Below are 15,794 nucleotides of genomic sequence, written 5' to 3'. Positions count from 1 at the left end.
GGCCCGGGCCAGCGGGTGGCGGGAGGCGCGGGCGATGGCGGCCGCCTCGCGCAGCGCCGAGGCCGGGCGGCCGGGCGCCTCCAGCAAGGCGGGGCGGCCTTCGGTCAGGGTGCCGGTCTTGTCGAGCACGGCGCAGCCGGCGCCGGCCAGCCGCTCCAGCGCGCTGGCCGAGGCCACCAGCACCCCGCGCCGGAACAGCGCGCCCGAGGCCGCGACCTGCACCGCGGGCACGGCGATGGCGAGCCCACAGGGGCAGGTGATGATCAGCGCGGCGACGGCGGGCACCAGCGCCGCCTGCCAGGACACCCCCATCCACAGCCACCAGCCGAGGAAGGTCGCCACCGCCACCGCATGCGCCACCGGCACGTAGAAGCGGGCGGCCCGGTCGGCCAGCGTCACGAAGCGGCCGCGCGCCTGCTCGGCGCGTTCCAGGAGGCGCGCCATGGCGGCGAGCGACCCGTCGGCGGCGGCCGCCGTGACGCGCATCGCCACCGGGTTGCCCAGGTTCACCGCGCCGGCAGCGACCAGCTCGCCTGCCAGGAAACGACGGGGCAGGCTTTCGCCGGTGGTGGCGGCGGTATCCAGCAGGGCCTCGGGGGCGTCGAGCGCGGCGTCCAGCCGCAGCCGCTCGCCGCTGGTCAGCAGCAGGCGGTCGCCGGCCAGAAGCTGCCCGGCCGGGGCATGGGTGACGCGGCCCTCGGCGTCGATCCGCTGCACCGTGCCATCCTGCAGCGCCAGCAGCTCGGCCACCGCCTGGCGGGCGCGGCGGCGGGCGGCGCGGTCCAGCACCCGCCCGGCCAGCAGCAGGGCCAGCAAGGCGGTGGCGCCGTCGAACCAGGTATAGGGGCCCTGGCGCAGCGTCTCCGACAGGCTCATTGCGGTGGTCGCCAGCACGCCCAGCGACACCGCCAGGTCCATGTTCGGCCGCCCGGCCCGGATCCCGCGCCAGGCGGAGCGGTAGAAGGGCATCCCCGCCACCAGCACCACCGGCAGGCCGATCAGCGCCGCCAGCCAATGCATCAGGGCGCGGGTGGCCTCCCCCATGTCGCCGCCGGCCCAGACGGCGACCGAGACCAGCATGACGTTCATCATGCCGAAGGCCGCGATGCCGAGCGCGCGCAGCAGGGCGCGGCCTTCGGCATCCTCGGTCGCGCGCAGGCAGGCCGGCGACCAGGGCGCGGCGCGGAAGCCGAGCGCCGCGATCCGCGCGACCAGCTGGTTGGCGCGACCAGCCTCCCCCCGCCAGGCGATGGTCAGGCGGCGGGCGGAGAGGCTGGCCCGGGCGCGCAGCACGTCGGGCTCGGCGGCCAGGGCCTGCTCGACCAGCCAGACGCAGGCGCCGCAGGACAGGCCGGCCAGCATCAGCTCCAGTCGATGCACGCCCCCCTTCTCGGGAACCACGAGCGCGGAGAAATCAGTGTCGGGCAGGGTTTCCGCCGGGCGCAGCGTCCCGGCGGCCGTGCTTTGCCGCCGGTAGAAGGCGTCGAGGCCGAGCCCGGCCACCAGCCCCGCCGCCGCCGCGCAGCCGCGGCAGCAGAAGCGGTCGCTGGCCTCGGGCAGCGCCGCGCCGCAATGGGCGCAGCCGGCGGCGGTCTCGGCGGGGGCCAGCAGGGTCACGGCAGCACCAGCCGCCGGCGCAGGTCGAATTCGCGGCCCGCGGGCCCGGTCATCACCAGCCGCGCCTCCCATTGCCCGGGCTGCGGCACCGGCAGGGCGGCGCGGAAGCGGCCCTCGCCATCGGCGGTGAAGACGAGCGGCTGGGTCGTCCCCTCCAGGGGCCGCAGCAGCAGCCCGCGCAGGGTGCCGGGCACCGGGCGGCCATCGCGGTCGGTGATGGCGACGGCCAGGCTGCCATCCCCGGCGCGGCGGATCTCCCCCTGCCAGCCCAGCGCCGCCTGGCGGGCGTTCTCGGCCAGGACATCGTTGTAGGCGAGGCCGCGGTCATAGGCCTGGCCCTCGGTGACACCGGTGAAGGTGGTCAGCGCCAAGACGATCAGCACGCCATTCACCGCGATCACCAGCAGCATGCCGCCGACGAAGACCCAGGGGATCCAGCCGCTGCGGCGGGGGGTGGCGAGCGCGGTCATGGCGAGCCTCTTTCAGGGGCGAGGAAGATGCTGGTCTCTTCAAGCTGCACCCGCCCGCCGGCGTCGCGCAGGCGGAAGCGGATCGGCGTGCTGGCGGCGACCGCTTGGCCGGCGGGCAGGCTGACCAGGGCGCGCCATTCGGTGACCCCGTCGGGCGCCAGCCGCAGCCGGGGGCGCCGGGCCTCGTCCAGCGGCGCTTCCTGGACGGTGAGGTGGAAGCCGGCGGGGGCGACGAGCTCCAGGGCGAGGGCCGGCTCGGCCAGCCGGCGATTGGCCAGCTTCAGCGTGTAGCCGTTGCGGATGCCGCCATCGGACAGGCGCACATAGAGCGGCGCCCGGTCGCGCAGCACCGACAGCGTCGCCGTCTCGCGCATCAGGAAGGCGCCGAGCATCACCGCCGCGACCAGCCCGAGCACCGCGCCATACATGATGCTGCGCGGCCGGGCGAAGCGGACGGGGGCGCGCGCCTTCATGCCGCAGAGCTGCCGCACCGGCCCGGGCGGCATGCCCATCGTCGCGGCGTCGCTGGCGGCCAGGTTGGCCAGGGTCTCGAAGGCGACCAGGCCGGGCGGGCGCTGCAGCTTGCGCATCACCTCGTCGCAGGCATCGATGCACAACCCGCAGCCGATGCATTCCATCTGCTGCCCGTCGCGGATGTCGATGCCGGTCGGGCAGGCATGCAGGCAGGCGCGGCAATCGACGCAATCGCCGATGCCGGCGGCGCGCGCCTTGCCGCGGGGCTCGCCGCGCCAGCCGCGATAGGTGACCACCAGCGACTGCTCGTCGAGCATGGCGGCCTGGAAGCGCGGCCAGGGGCACATATAGGTGCAGACCTGCTCCCGCGCCCAGCCGGCCAGCAGGTAGGTGGTACCTGTGAAGAGGGCGAAGAAGACATAGGTTTCCAGCGAGGCGGTGCCGGTCGGGATGGCGACGAAGGCCGCCCGCGCATCCTGGAAATAGACGACGAAGGCGCCGCCGGTCGCCGCGGCGATGACGATCCAGGCGGCGTGCTTCAGCGCCTTGCGCAGGACTTTGTCGCGCGAGACCGGGGCGGCGTCGCGCTTGATCCGCGCGTTGCGGTCGCCTTCGATCCAGCGCTCGACGAGAAGAAACAGATCGGTCCAGACGGTCTGCGGGCAGGCGAAGCCGCACCAGACGCGGCCAAACAGGCTGGTCACGGCAAACAGCCCGATCGCCGCCAGCACCAGCGCGCCGGTGAGGAAATAGATCTCCTGCGGCCAGAGCTCGATGCTGAACAGAAAGATGCGGGCATCGGCGATGTCGACCAGCACGGCCTGGTCCGGCAGGCCGGGGCCACGGTCCCAGCGCAGCCAGGGCAGCAGGTAGTAGAGCGCCAGGCAGGCGGCCAGCATCGCCCATTTCAGGCGCCGCACCGGGCCGCGCACCGCCTTGGGATAGACCTTCTGCTGCGCGGCGTAGAGCGAGGCGTTTTCTGTCGTCGGGCGAGGCAGGGCGACGCGGCCCATGATGCGCTACTCCGCCTCGCCGCCGCCGAGGGCATGGACATAGACGGCCAGCATCTTGACCACAGCCGGGTCCAGCCGCGCCCCCCAGGCCGGCATGACGCCGCCGCGGGCATAGGCGATGCTCTGCACGATGGCGCGCTTGTCGCCGCCATAGAGCCAGACCTGGTCGGCGAGATTCGGCGCGCCCATCTCGCGATTGCCGGTGCCGCGGTCGCCATGGCAGGCGGCGCAGTTCTCGGCGAAGAGCGTCGCACCCCGCGCCGCCGCCGCGCGGTCGGTGGCGCGGCCGGAGAGGTCCAGCACATGCTCGGCCACGTCATCGACCTGCGGCGCCTTCAGCAGGCCGTCAGCCAGGAAGCGCGGCATCATGCTGGTGCGGGCCTGGTCGTCCTCGGCGGTGCGGATGCCATGGGCAATGGTCTGCTGGATGGCGGCCATGCTGCCGCCCCAGAGCCAGTCATCATCGGCGAGCGACGGAAACCCGCCCGGCGCGCCCTGGCCGCCGGCGCCATGGCAGGCGGCGCAGTTGTTGCCGAAGGCGACGCGGCCACCGGCCATGGCATAGGCGCGCAAGGCGGGTTCAGACCGGATCTCTTCCAGCGTCGCCTCGCGGATGGCGACCAGGCGCGGCTCCTGCTCGGCGGCGTGGCGCGCCATCTCCTCGCCGATGGCGCCGCGCGCGGTCCATCCGGTGAGCCCCGTGCTGAAGGGCAGCGCCGGATACAGCACCACCCAGAGGGCGGCGAAGGCGATGCAGGCGTAGAAGGTCCAGAGCCACCAGCGCGGCAGCGGCGTGTTCAGCTCGCGGATGCCGTCCCATTCATGGCCGGTGGTGTCCTGGCCGCTGACGGCGTCCTTCTCGATGTTCGAGGCCATGTCACAGGCTCCGCTTGGGACGCGCGGGGGGCGCGTCCTGCAGGGGAATATCGGCCATCGCCTGGTAGGCGTGGCGGCGGCCCGGGCGCAGCACCCAGACCAGGATGAAGCCAAACAGAAGGAAGAACCACACGACCCAGGCGGCCTTCAGGACGGGATAGGCGGTCAGGAGATCCATGACGGCGCGCCCCTCACTGCTGCCGCACGCGCTCGGGCGTGACGTCGCCGAAGCGCACCAGCGTGCCGAGCATCTGCAGATAGGCGACCAGCGCATCCATCTCGGTGACCGTCCGGCCATCGCCGTCGAAGGCCGATTGCCGGGCGGTGGCATAGCGTCCCGTGAAGCCCGCCGGGTCCATCTCCGGCCGCGCCTGCGCCTCGAGATCGGCCGCCGCATTGGCGATCATCGCCTCGGTATAGGGCACGCCGACCGCGCGCTGGCCGCGCAGATGCGCCGCGATGTCGCGATAGTCGAGCGGCCGGTCGAGGAAGGCATAAGGCGGCATCACGCTTTCCGGCACCAGCGCGCGCGGGCTGCGCAGATGCGCCGCATGCCAGTCGTCGGAATACCGCCCGCCGACACGGGCCAGGTCGGGCCCGGTGCGCTTGCTGCCCCATTGGAAGGGATGGTCGTAGAGGCTTTCCGCCGCCAGGCTGTAATGGCCGTAGCGCTCGGCCTCGTCGCGGAAGGGGCGGATCATCTGGCTGTGGCAGGTGTAGCAGCCCTCGCGCACATAGATGTCGCGCCCCGCCAGCTCCAGCGGCGTGTAGGGGCGGATGCCGTCGACGCGCTCGATCGTGGTCTCCACGGCGAAGAGCGGCACGATCTGCACCAGCCCGCCGATGGAGACGGTGATCAGCGACAACACCCCCATCAGGATCAAATTCTTTTCAATAAGAGCGTGGCTGAATTTCTTGAACATCGCTTTGAGCTCCTCACTCGGCCGCGACGGGCTGGGAGGCGGGCAGCGCGGCGGGGGCGGTCCGCACGGTGCGCCACAGGTTGTAGGCCATCAGCAGCGCGCCGGAGAGGTAGAGCACCCCGCCCAGCATGCGGATGACGTAGTAGGGATGCATCGCCGCCACGGTCTCGACGAAGCTGTATTGGAGAAATCCCATGGCGTCGTAGCTGCGCCACATCAGCCCCTGCATGATGCCGGAGACCCACATGGCGGTGATGTAGAGGACGATGCCCAGCGTCGCGATCCAGAAGTGCCAGTCGGCCAACTTCTTCGACCACAGCTCGGTCTTGCCCCAAAGCCGCGGCACCAGCCAGTACAGCGCGCCGAAGGTGATAAAACCGTTCCAGCCGAGGGCGCCGGAATGGACATGGCCGATGGTCCAGTCGGTGTAATGCGACAGGGCGTTGACCGCCTTCACCGACATCACCGGCCCCTCGAAGGTGGCCATGGCGTAGAAGCCGACGGCGGCGACCGAGAAGCGCAGGCCGGGATCGGTGCGCAGCTTGTCCCAGGCCCCCGACAGCGTCATCAGCCCGTTGATCATGCCGCCCCAGGACGGCATCCACAGCATGATCGAGAAGACCATGCCTAGCGTCTGCGCCCAGTCCGGCAGCGCGGTGTAGTGCAGGTGATGCGGCCCGGCCCAGATGTAGAGAAAAATCAACGACCAGAAGTGGACGATGGAGAGGCGGTAGGAATAGACCGGCCGCTCCGCCTGCTTCGGGATGAAGTAGTACATGATGCCGAGGAAGCCCGCGGTCAGGAAGAAGCCCACCGCGTTGTGGCCATACCACCACTGGATCATCGCATCCTGCACGCCGGAGGCCACGCCATAGGACTTGGCATGGCCGATGGTCAGCGGCAGCGCCACGTTGTTGCCGATATGCAGCAGCGCGACGGTGATGATGAAGGCCAGGAAGAACCAGTTGGCGACGTAGATGTGGGGCTCTGCCCGCCGCAGGATCGTCCCGCCGAAGGCCACCAGGTAAGAGACCCAGACGACGACCAGCCAGAGGTCAACATACCATTCGGGCTCGGCATATTCCTTGCCCTGGGTGACGCCCAGCAGATAGCCCACCGCCGCCATCACGATGAAGAACTGGTAGCCGGCGAACAGGAACCAGCCCATCTCCTCGCCGCCGAACAGCCGCGCGCGGCAGGTGCGCTGCACGACATAGAGGCTGGTGCAGAGCAGCGCATTGCCGCCGAAGGCGAAGATCACCGCGCTGGTGTGCAGCGGCCGCAGCCGGCCGAAGGTCGTCCATTCCAGGTCGAGATTCAGCAGCGGGAAGGCCAGCTGCGACGCCACCACCACGCCGATGAGGAATCCGACGATGCCCCAGAAGATCGTCGCCACCGCCATGGCGCGGATCGGGCCGTCCACATAGCTGTCCTGCCGCCAGCCGCCGCCGGCCGCGAGGCGCAAGGCCTGGCCTCCATCGGGCATCGCTCACATTCTCCGGTCGCGGGGGGAGCCGCCCCCCGGCGGGCGCAACCAGGCATGGGCTGGGTTCGCGCGATTGACGCGAAAGAAGCGCATGCGCCCCGTCGCGTCCTTGATGCGGATCAAGTCGCCGCGCGCGGCCTGCGGCTAGGTTGTGGTCATCGGGAGGAAAGCCTGCATGACCTCAGCCACGGCGCCGCGCCGGGTGGCGCATGACCGGCCCTGGGCCTGGTTGGCCGCCGGCTGGCGCGACCTCTGGGCGGCGCCGGCCGTGGGGCTGGGCTATGGGCTGGCGCTGGCCGCCGGCGGCTGGACCCTCGCCCTGCTGGCGCAACGCGCGGCGACGCTGTGGGCCATCCTGCCCGCGACAGCCGGCTTCCTGCTGCTGGCGCCGCTGCTGGCCGCCGGTCTCTATGAGAGCTCGCGCCGCCGGGCGCTGGGCCTGCCGGTCGACGCCCGCGCCATCCTGTCGCGCCTGGCCGAGCGCGGCACCCAGCTCGGCTTCCTCGGCGGCGCGCTGCTGCTGCTGCACCTGTTCTGGCTGCGCATGGCGACGCTGGCCTTCGCGCTGTGCCTGGGCACCGATTTCGCGCCGCCGATCGACGGCCTGCCGCTGGCCATGCTGCGCGCCGAGGGGCTGCTGTCCTTCATCATCCTCGGCACCGGCGGCGGGCTGGTCCTGGCGACGCTGGCCTTCTGCACCGCCGCCTTCGCCGCGCCGATGCTGCTGGACCGCGACGTCTCGGCGATCGAGGCGATCATCGCCTCCTGGCAGGCGGTGCTGCGCAACCCGCAGCCCATGGCGCTCTGGGCCGGGCTGATCGTGCTGTTCACCGGACTGGCGCTGGTGCCGTTCTTCCTGGGTCTCGCGGTGGCCATGCCACTCGTGGGGCATGCGACGTGGCATGCCTATGCGGATGTGTTTTCAGAGGAAGAAAATTCTTAGAGAAGACAGAAAAAGGCCAGGGGAATGAATTCCCCTGGACCCCATCTTTTTTCTATTCGTTGGCCGTTGAACGACCAGCGCATAAAAACAGCGCCCCGCCGTGATGCCCTGATGCGGCATCCGACGAGGCGCTTTTCATCCAACGGCCAACAGACAGAAAAAAGATGGGGGTCTGGGGGAATTCATTCCCCCAGCCTGCCCAAATTCCTTACCGCATCGGCGGCGCGTACTGCAGCCCACCCTTGGTCCAAAGGTTGTTGATCCCCCGCTGCACGCCCAGCGGCGTGATGTTGCGGTCCCAGACTTCGGCGAAGTTGCCTTGCTGGGTGATCAGCTTCACCGCCCAGTCCGGCGCCAGGCCCAGCATCTTGCCCAGGTCGCCGCTGGCGCCCATGAAGCGCTGGATGTCGGGGTTGGTGTTGGCGGTGAAGCTGGCGATATTCTGGCTGGTGATGCCGAGCTCTTCCGCCGTCAGCTGCGCGAAATGCGCCCAGCGGACGATGTCGAAGAACTTCCAGTCGCCCTTGCGCACCACGGCGCCCAGCGGCTCCTTCGAGATGATCTCGGGCAGCAGCAGGAAGTCGGCCGGCGTGGTTTGCGTCGCGCGGAACGAGGCGAGCGAGGACGCGTCGTTGGTATAGGCGTCGCAGCGGCCGGCCAGGAAGGCGGTGCGGATTTCTTCCACGCTCTCGATCACCACGGGGGTGAACTTCATGCCCTGGGCGCGGAAGAAGTCGGACAGGTTCAGCTCGGTGGTGGTGCCGGGCTGGACGCAGACGGTGGCGCCGTCCAGCTGCTTGGCCGAGGTGACGTTGGACGACTTCTTCACCATGAAGCCCTGGCCATCGTAGAAGTTGATGGTGGCGAATTCGAAGCCCAGCGAGGCCTCGCGCGACAGGGTCCAGGTGGTGTTGCGCACCAGCATGTCCACCTCGCCCGACTGCAGCGCGGTGAAGCGGTTCTGCGACGTGGTGTTGATGAAGCGCACCTTGTTGGCGTCGCCGAAGATGGCGGCGGCGACCGAGCGGCAGCTGTCGGCGTCGATGCCGCGATAGATGCCGGCGGCGTCGGGCAGGCTGAAGCCGGCGACATTGCCGGCCACGCCGCAGTTCAGCGCGCCGCGGGCGCGGATGGCGCCCACGGTGTCGGCGGCGGGCTGGGCGGCGGCTGGGGCAGCCAGGCTGACGGTGGCGGCAAGCGCCAGGCCGGCGGCCGAAAGGGCGGAACGGATCACGGTTGCTCTCCCTGTTCTGGCCCGGCGCGGGGGCCGGGGGACGCGGCGAGTGTCCGGGACCGCCTCGGCCCCGCGCAAGCCGCCAGAGATGAAGGTTTCAGCACGCCGCTCCGCCATCGCCCATGATTCGCGCATCCGCGTCGCGACCTGCCTGTTGTTTCATCTTCCCAACAGCCCGGCGGTCGCACAGGAAGATGATGGGCGCGGCACCGGCCAGGGCTGTGGCGGCCGCGGTGACGGTGCAATGCTGGCCTGCCGGGCCTGGCGGTTGCCGCGCTGGCCCCATCCCTGCATTGCCCTGGCCTTCGCGGCGCCCCTGCCGCCCTACCGGATCGCCCTCACCCATGCCTGCCTGGCTACCCTTGCTGCTCGGCTTCCTGACGGCCATCGGGCCGCTCTCGACCGACATGTACCTGCCTGCCTTTCCCGCCATCGAGGCCGAGTTCGGCGCGCCGCACGGCTCGGCCGAGCTGACGCTCGCCGCCTGGTTCCTGGGGCTCGCCGTGGGCCAGCTGGTGCAGGGCACGCTGGGCGACCGGCTGGGGCGGCGGCGGCCGCTGATCGCGGGGCTGCTGGTCTATCTGCTGGGCACGATCGGCTGCGCGCTGGCCACCGATATCCAGATGCTGGCCTTGTTCCGCTGCATCGCGGCCTTCGGCGGCTCGGCCAGCATGGTGCTGCCGCGCGCCGTGGTGCGCGACGTGGCCGATGGCCATGCCGCCGCCCGGCTGATGTCGAAGCTGATGCTGGTGATGGGGGCGGCGCCGATCCTGGCGCCCAGCCTGGGCGGGCTGATGCTGGCCTTCGGCGGCTGGCGGCCGATCTTCTGGTTCGGCGCCTGCTATGCGGCGCTGTCGGCGACGCTGGTCTGGCGCTTCCTGCCGGAGACGCTGTCGCCCGAGCGGCGGCTGCGGCTGGGCCCGACGGCGCAGCTGCTGCGCTACCTGCAGATCCTGCGCGACCGCGGCTTCGCCACCCATGTCGCCATGGGCTGCGCCAATATGTTCCTGATGTTCGCCTATGTCGGCGGCTCGGCCGCGGTCTTCGTCGGCATGTTCCGGCTGGAGCCCTCGACCTTCGGCATCCTCTTCGGCATCAACGCGGCGGGCTTCATCCTGGGCTCGCAGCTGAACCCGCCGCTGCTGCTGCGGCTCGGCGCCGACCGGCTGCCGAAGATCGCGACCAGGGTGATCCTGGCCTCGACCATCCTGCTGGCCGGCATCGCCTTCGCCGGGCCGTCGCATTGGGCGCTGCTGCTGCCGCCGATCTTTATCTGCATGATGTTCAGCGCCTTCGTCATGCCCAATGCCGCGGTGGGCGCGCTGTCGCGCCAGGCGGCGCAGGCGGGCTCGGCCTCGGCGCTGATGGGCACGCTGCAATTCAGCGTCGCCGGCACCAGCGGCATCCTGCTCAGCCATTTCGCCGATGGCACGGCGCGGCCAATGGCGGTGCTGATGCTGGTGGGCGCCCTCGGCGCGGTGATCGCCGAGGGCCTCCGCCGCCGCTAGGGCTTCGGCTTCACCGCGTCGAAGCTGGTCTTCACCACGACGAAGTGCGGCCCCGGCGCCGCCAGGATCGCCGGGATTTTCTTCAGCTCCTCGGCGGTCTGGATATGGGTCACCGTCGCGCCATAGGCGGCGCCCATCGCCAGGAAGTCGGGGTTGGCGAAGGCCGTGCCGGTGGTGCGGCCCGGGAACTCCCGCTCCTGGTGGATGCGGATCGAGCCATAGACGCCGTTCTCCGCCAGGAACAGCTTGATCGGCAGGCGCCGTTCCAGCGCCACGGCCAGCTCCGACCCGGTCATCAGGAAGCCGCCATCGCCGACGCAGCAGACCACGGTCCGCCCGGGCTCGCGCAGCGCGGCGGCGACCGCGGCCGGCACGCCGAAGCCCATCGCCCCCGAGATCGGCGCCAGCAGCCGCTGCGGCGGGGCGAAGGGGATGATGCGGTAGCAGGGGGCGGCGAAGCTGCCGGCATCCAGCGTCAGGATGCCGTCCTTCGGCAGCGCGGCGCCGATCGCCGACGCCACCGCCTCGAAGGCCAGGCCGTCGCTGACCTCGGGCAGCCGCGGGGCGACGATTTTCTGCCGCTCCACCGCCAGCCGCTCGACCCAGCCGCGGCGCGCGCCCGGCGGCGGGCGGTCCGGCAGGCCGACGGCGTCCAGGAAGGCGCCGGCCGGGCAGGCGAGCGCCAGCGATGCCGGGAAGATCGGCCCGATGGCGTCGGGGTCGGCATGGACGTGAACCAGCCGCTGCCCGGGGACAGGGAAAGAAAAACCCTGGCTGTTGATGTCCGACAGCCGGGCGCCCAGCGCCAGCACCAGGTCAGCCTCCCCCAGCGCCGCCATCTGGCTGGCCGGGTTCGACAGCCCCATGTCGCCGGCATAGAGCCGGTGCCGGTTCGGCAGCAGGTCCTGGCGGCGGAAGGTGACGAGGGCCGGCAGCTCCCAGGCCTCGATGAAGCCGAGCAGCGCCTCGCGCTCCCCCGGCGCCGCGATGCCGCTGCCGGCCAGCAGCACCGGGCGCTCGGCGGCGGCCAGCCAGCCGCGCAGCCGCGCCAGGGCATCGGCCGGGGGGGCTGCCACCAGCGGCGCCTGCGGCCCCGGCACCGGGCTGGCGCAGGGCGCGTTCAGCACGTCCTCCGGCACCGACAGCACCACCGGGCCCGGCGTGCCGGTGGTCGCCACCTGCAGGGCGCGGCGCAGCGTCTCGGCGGCGCGGGCCGGGTCGGTCAGCTCGGCCACCCACTTCGCCACCGAGCCGAACATCTTGCCGTAGTCGATCTCCTGGAAGGCGTCGCGGCGGAGATCGGCCGCGGCGACCTGGCCGACGATGAGCAGGAAGGGCACGCCATCCTGCTGCGCGGTGTGCACGGCGATGGCGGCGTTGCAGGCGCCGGGGCCGCGGCTGACGGCGGCGACGCCGGGGCGCCCGGTCAGCCGCGCATCGGCCAGCGCCATGAAGCCGGCGCCCGATTCATGGCGGCAGACCACCGTGTCCATCGCTGTGCGGTCATGCAGCGCGTCGAGCAGGCCGAGATAGCTCTCCCCCGGCACGCAGAACAGCCGGTCGATGCCCTGCGCCAACAGGGCCTCCACGATCATCTCGCCCACGGTCATGCGCCGTCCCCTCCATTTTTTCTGGAGGGCAGTCTGGCCCGGCCGGCGCGGCGCGCGAAGCGCCCGGGCGCGGAAAGCAGCTATCCGCCCGGCTTATAGCCCGCGGGTCAGACGTGCCGGGTCATGAACAGCAGGTCGAGCCAGCGGCCGAACTTTTGGCCCGTCTCCTTCAGCACGCCGGCCTCGACGAAGCCCTCGCGGCGGTGCAGGGCAACCGAGGCGGCATTCCCCGCCTCGATGGCGGCGACCATGACATGCACGCTGCTGTCCTGGACGGCGCGCGCCACCAGCGCCGCCAGCAGCTGCCGCCCCAGCCCCTGCCCCTGCGCCGCCGGGTCGACATAGACCGAATGCTCGACGGTGGCCGCGAAGCCGGCGAAGGGGCGGAAATCGCCGTAGCTGGCGAAGCCCTGCACCACGCCGCCTGCCACCGCCACCAGCACCGGCCGCCCGGCCCCCTGCCGGTCCTGCAGCCAGCCGCGCCGGGCCTCCAGCGTCGTCTCCTGCACGTGCCAGACCGCGGTGGTCTCGCGGATCGCCTGGTTGATGATGGCCAGCAGCCGCGGCAGGTCGGCTTCCTGCGCGTCGCGGATCAGGGCGGTCTCGGTCATGCCTCGGGGCCTCGCAGGGCGGCGTCGCCGCCCATTATCCACCATGATGGAAAAACGTCTACACTTACCGCCTCGCGACCCGTTGACCGGGGCAGCCGGCCGGCCCAGTTTCGCCCCCCTTCGGCAAAGCGCCAAGCCAGAGGGAAAAACGCCATGCGCCAGGACATCCTGGAGGAGATCAAGGGTTTCGAGGCGGAGCTCATCGAGATCCGCCGCGACATCCACCGCCACCCCGAGACCCGCTTCGAGGAGGTGCGGACCGCGGCCCTCGTCGCCGGCAAGCTGCGCGAATGGGGCCTCGAGGTGGTCGAGGGCATCGGCGGCACCGGCGTGGTCGGCACGCTGAAGGGCGGCCGCCCGGGCCAGCGCGCCATCGGCCTGCGCGCCGACATGGATGCGCTGTTCATCCAGGAAGAGAACGACTTTGCCCATGTCTCGACCGTCCCGGGCAAGATGCATGCCTGCGGCCATGACGGCCACACCGCCATGCTGCTAGGCGCGGCCAAGTTCCTGGCGCAAAAACCCGACTTCGCCGGCACCGTGCAGTTCATCTTCCAGCCCGCCGAGGAAGCCGGCACCGGCGCCGCCGCCATGATCAAGGACGGGCTGTTCGACCGCTTCCCCGTCGACAGCGTCTACGGCATGCACAACACCCCGGGCCTGGCCGTCGGGCAATTCGCCACCCGCCCCGGCCCGATCCTGGCCGGCGCCGATTTCTGGGGCGTCGAGTTCCACGGCACCGGCGGCCATGGCGGCGCGGCGCCCCACCTGGCGACCGACGTCACCGTGGTGCTGGGCCATTTCCTGCTGGCCGTGCACACCATCCTGCCGCGCAACCTGAAGCCGACCGAGCCGGCGGCGCTCTCCGTCGGCCATGTCAGCGGCGGCAGCTTCGGCTCGCCCAATGTCATGCCGGCCAAGGCCGTGGTGCGCGGCACCGCCCGCTACTTCCGCCCCGAGGCCCAGGCGATGATCCGCCGCCGCCTGCAGGAGCTGGCCGAGACGCTCGCCTCCGCCCATGGCTGCACCGCCGAGTTCACCTATGACGTGCTGTGCCCGCCGACGGTCAATGCCGGCGAGAAGGTGCCGGTCGCCAATGCCGCCGCCGCGGCGCTGGTCGGCGACGCCGCGGTCGGCGAGTTCCCGATGAGCACCGGCGGCGAGGACTTCGCCTATATGCTGCAGAAGAAGCCGGGCGTCTTCATGCGCATCGGCAATGGCAGCAACCCGGACGGCAGCTTCCACAACGTCCACACGCCGAAATACGATTTCAACGACGAAGCCCTGGCCCTCGGCTCCGCCTATTGGGCGAGCCTGGTCCAGGAAGAGCTGGGCTGGACGCAGGACGAGCGCGCATGACCATTTTCTCGAAGATCGCCGGCGTCACGCTGGCGGCCACCCTGCTGGCCGGCACCGCCGGCGCGCAGACCCTGTCCATGGCGGTCTCGGCGCCGCCGGCCAGCATCGACCCGCAATACTACACCCTGACGCCGAGCATCATGCTGTCCGCGCATATGTTCGAAGGCCTGGTGCAGCGCGACGAGAATGCGCGCCTGCGCCCGGCGCTGGCCGCCTCCTGGCGGATCGTCGACGACACCACCTGGGAGTTCAAGCTGCGCCCGGGCGCCACCTTCCACAACGGCGCCCCCGTCACCGCCGAGGACGTGGCCTATTCGGTCGCCCGCGTCCCCACGGTGCAGAGCCCGAGCTCCTTTGCCGTCTACACCCGCGCCATCACCGGCGTGGAGGTGGTCGATGCCGAGACCATCCGCTTCAGGACCGCGACGCCCTATCCGCTGCTGGCCAACGACCTGGCCTCGGTCTTCATCATGCCGCGCAGCCTGGGCGCCGGCGTCGCCTCGGCCGCCTTCAACAGCGACAAGGTGGCGATCGGCAGCGGTCCCTTCCGCTTCGTCTCCTACGCGCCGAACGACCGCGTGGTGATGACCCGCAACGAAAGCTACTGGGGCGCCAAGCCCGAGTGGCAGCGCGTCGAATACCGCATCATCACCAACTCCGGCGCCCGCGTGGCGGCGCTGCTGTCGGGCGATGTCGCGATGATCGACAACGTCCCCACCCAGGACCTGGGCAAGCTGCGCACCGACACGCGCATCACCATCGCCGAAGGCACCAGCCTGCGCCTGATCTTTCTCGGGCTTGACGTCTTCCGGGATGGCGCCACGCCCGACGTGACGGGTCCCAATGGCGAGGCGCTGGACAAGAACCCCTTGCAGGACCACCGCGTCCGCGAGGCGCTGTCCATCGCCATCAACCGCCAGGCCATCGCCCAGCGCGTGATGGAGAACGCCTCCGTCCCCACCGGCCAGTTCATGCCGCAGGGCGCCTTCGGCTACGACCCCTCGATCGCCGTGCCGCGCTACGACGTCGACCGCGCCAAGAAGCTGCTGGCCGACGCCGGCTACCCCAACGGCCTGACCATCACGCTGCGCGGCCCCAACGACCGCTACGTCAACGACGCGCAGATCCTGCAGGTGGTGGCGCAGATGTGGGCCCGCATCGGTGTGAAGACCGCCGTCGACGCCCAGCCGCTGGCCACCCTGATCGGCCGCCTCAACCGCTTCGAGGCCTCGGCCTATCTGCTGGGCTGGGCCAACAGCACCGGCGAGCCCTCCACCTCGCTGCGCTCCATCCTGGGCGGGCGCGGGCCGAACAACGGCCTCGGGCTGTCCAACTACGGGCGCTACGCCAACCCCGCGGTCGACGCGACCACCGCGCGCGGCTTGGCCACCATGGATGACAGCGCGCGCGAAAAGCTCCTCCAGGAAGCCATGCGCACCGCCATGCAGGACGTCGCCATCGTCCCGCTGCACATCCAGAAGTCGGTCTGGGCCACCCGCCGCGGCCTGACCTACACGCCGCGCGTCGATGAGCAGACGCTGGCACAGGAAGTTCGGACGGCCAAGTAAAAGACAAAAAGTCCGGGGGAAAGAATTCCCCCGGGCCCCCATCTTTTTTCTGATTCTTCAGGTGGCACACCGCCCCTTCCACCCGCGAACTGTCTCTTATAC

Annotated in this window: 14 protein-coding genes; 4 read left to right on the top strand and 10 right to left on the bottom strand. The window is 70.9% G+C overall.

The genetic code is table 11. The features are described from left to right. The 7 genes from GVN67_RS22650 to ccoN form a co-directional block, all read right to left on the bottom strand. On the bottom strand, positions 1 to 1,617 hold a 1,617-nt coding region (locus GVN67_RS22650), incomplete at its 3' end, for a heavy metal translocating P-type ATPase (protein ID WP_159999605.1). Next, a complete protein-coding gene (locus GVN67_RS22645) occupies positions 1,614 to 2,087 on the bottom strand; it encodes a FixH family protein (RefSeq protein ID WP_159999604.1) in 474 nt (157 codons plus the stop codon). The genes GVN67_RS22650 and GVN67_RS22645, both read right to left, overlap by 4 nt. Beyond that, entirely contained in the window at positions 2,084 to 3,574 is a 1,491-nt protein-coding gene (gene ccoG / locus GVN67_RS22640) for a cytochrome c oxidase accessory protein CcoG (protein WP_159999603.1), read from the bottom strand. The genes GVN67_RS22645 and ccoG overlap by 4 nt, the downstream gene beginning before the upstream one ends. 6 nt (positions 3,575 to 3,580) lie before the next feature. Next, complete coding sequence (gene ccoP, locus GVN67_RS22635) at positions 3,581 to 4,450, bottom strand: cytochrome-c oxidase, cbb3-type subunit III (RefSeq protein ID WP_159999602.1); 870 nt, start codon at positions 4,448 to 4,450, stop codon at positions 3,581 to 3,583. A gap of 1 nt (position 4,451) precedes the next feature. After that, on the bottom strand, positions 4,452 to 4,628 hold the full coding sequence (locus GVN67_RS22630) for a CcoQ/FixQ family Cbb3-type cytochrome c oxidase assembly chaperone (RefSeq protein ID WP_159999601.1): 177 nt from the start codon (positions 4,626 to 4,628) through the stop codon (positions 4,452 to 4,454). Between the two features lie 13 nt (positions 4,629 to 4,641). Then, complete coding sequence (gene ccoO, locus GVN67_RS22625) at positions 4,642 to 5,373, bottom strand: cytochrome-c oxidase, cbb3-type subunit II (RefSeq protein ID WP_159999600.1); 732 nt, start codon at positions 5,371 to 5,373, stop codon at positions 4,642 to 4,644. Between the two features lie 13 nt (positions 5,374 to 5,386). Next, positions 5,387 to 6,775: a cytochrome-c oxidase, cbb3-type subunit I gene (gene ccoN, locus GVN67_RS22620; RefSeq protein WP_368667255.1), complete on the bottom strand. Its 1,389-nt coding sequence runs from the start codon at positions 6,773 to 6,775 to the stop codon at positions 5,387 to 5,389. 259 nt (positions 6,776 to 7,034) lie between these two features. On the opposite strand from ccoN, the gene GVN67_RS22615 reads away from it, so the two are divergent. Then, on the top strand, positions 7,035 to 7,802 hold the full coding sequence (locus tag GVN67_RS22615) for a DUF2189 domain-containing protein (protein ID WP_159999598.1): 768 nt from the start codon (positions 7,035 to 7,037) through the stop codon (positions 7,800 to 7,802). Positions 7,803 to 8,010: 208 nt separating this feature from the next. Here GVN67_RS22615 and GVN67_RS22610 read toward each other — a convergent pair whose 3' ends face one another. Further along, positions 8,011 to 9,036, bottom strand: a complete 1,026-nt coding sequence (locus GVN67_RS22610) for an amino acid ABC transporter substrate-binding protein (RefSeq protein ID WP_159999597.1) — start codon at positions 9,034 to 9,036, stop codon at positions 8,011 to 8,013. Positions 9,037 to 9,380: 344 nt separating this feature from the next. On the opposite strand from GVN67_RS22610, the gene GVN67_RS22605 reads away from it, so the two are divergent. Next, a complete protein-coding gene (locus GVN67_RS22605) occupies positions 9,381 to 10,544 on the top strand; it encodes a multidrug effflux MFS transporter (protein WP_159999596.1) in 1,164 nt (387 codons plus the stop codon). On the opposite strand, the gene GVN67_RS22600 is transcribed toward GVN67_RS22605, so the two are convergent. Beyond that, a complete protein-coding gene (locus GVN67_RS22600; protein ID WP_159999595.1) occupies positions 10,541 to 12,154 on the bottom strand; it encodes a thiamine pyrophosphate-binding protein in 1,614 nt (537 codons plus the stop codon). The genes GVN67_RS22605 and GVN67_RS22600 overlap by 4 nt on opposite strands. A 107-nt stretch (positions 12,155 to 12,261) precedes the next feature. Next, positions 12,262 to 12,765, bottom strand: a complete 504-nt coding sequence (locus tag GVN67_RS22595; RefSeq protein WP_159999594.1) for a GNAT family N-acetyltransferase — start codon at positions 12,763 to 12,765, stop codon at positions 12,262 to 12,264. Between the two features lie 153 nt (positions 12,766 to 12,918). Here GVN67_RS22595 and GVN67_RS22590 point away from each other — a divergent pair, with 153 nt between their 5' ends. Next, complete coding sequence (locus GVN67_RS22590) at positions 12,919 to 14,124, top strand: amidohydrolase (RefSeq protein ID WP_159999593.1); 1,206 nt, start codon at positions 12,919 to 12,921, stop codon at positions 14,122 to 14,124. Then, entirely contained in the window at positions 14,121 to 15,692 is a 1,572-nt protein-coding gene (locus tag GVN67_RS22585) for an ABC transporter substrate-binding protein (RefSeq protein WP_159999592.1), read from the top strand. The genes GVN67_RS22590 and GVN67_RS22585 overlap by 4 nt, the downstream gene beginning before the upstream one ends. Positions 15,693 to 15,794: the final 102 nt, after the last annotated feature.

The organism is Roseomonas sp. 18066 (assembly GCF_902706185.1).
GTDB lineage: Bacteria > Pseudomonadota > Alphaproteobacteria > Acetobacterales > Acetobacteraceae > Pseudoroseomonas.
This window is presented reverse-complemented; position numbering and strand designations above follow the sequence as displayed.